A 914-nucleotide genomic window follows, 5' to 3' on the forward strand; every position below is an offset into this window, starting at 1 on the left:
CTGCCTTTCTTTACATGGAGTATTTTAGAATCACGCCAGAGCAGTTCCCCCTGTATTTTGGCGCCAATGTGGTGACCATGCTCGGCATGAACCGGTTAAACGTTTTGCTGCTGCGCCGTTACAGCAGTGCATCAATCATGCAGGTGGCACTGGCGTTACAGGTGGCGGCCTGTCTCACCTTGCTGGGTTTAACCCTGGCCGGTTTGCTGACGCTGTGGCTGGTGGTGCCGCTGATCATGGTTGCTGCAGGAATGGTCGCGTTGATCATGCCCAACGGCATCGCCAGCTTCCTGGATTTGTTCGATCGCGACAGTGGTGCGGCCACCGGGCTGAATGGCGCGCTGCAATTCCTGTTGGCAGGTGTTATCGGTACGGTGCTGGGCATGCTCCACGATGGCAGCACGTTACCCATGACCGCCTTGATGGCCGCCAGTAGCGTGGCGGCCTGGGTGGCATTCTCTCTATTGGCTCGCCGACAGCCCTGAGCCTTTGGGCATCAGCGGTGGTGCCAGCAGGGCGGCCAGCGTTACCAACCCGGCGACTCCCCACGGCAGTAACAGCCAGCCACTCAATGGCAACTGGCTGTCGAACAGGCGAGTGCCGAGCGGTATCAGGGCGGCCAGGTGGATCAGATTGGCCAGCAATGCGGCCCCACCGAACAGATAGAAGGCTTGAAGTGCCGCGGTTTTACGCAGCAAGGCGCGGCGGCCCCCAATCACGATCAGCAACCGGTTGTCCCGCCGCAGGGCGTCTGTCATAGCCAGCAGGGCCGCCATCAGCACCAGCAGGGCAGCGAGTAACAGCAGTACGCCCACCACAAAGGCCGCACGGCTAGCCTGGCCGATGATATCCTGCAGCGTGGCCAGGATGGCATTTACGTCCAGCAAGCTGATTTGCGGGAATTGCTGGACCAG

2 pseudogenes are annotated in these 914 nt (G+C 60.6%); one reads left to right on the forward strand and one right to left on the reverse strand.

From position 1 onward, the window contains the following. Positions 1-485 (forward strand): annotated as a pseudogene (locus tag A3730_RS25380) (Bcr/CflA family drug resistance efflux transporter); the annotation flags it as partial. Here A3730_RS25380 and A3730_RS32220 read toward each other — a convergent pair. Continuing rightward, positions 462-914: pseudogene (locus tag A3730_RS32220) on the reverse strand (ABC transporter permease); the annotation flags it as partial. The pseudogenes A3730_RS25380 and A3730_RS32220 sit on opposite strands and share 24 nt — an antisense overlap.

This window comes from Alcanivorax sp. HI0044, from assembly GCF_001634945.1.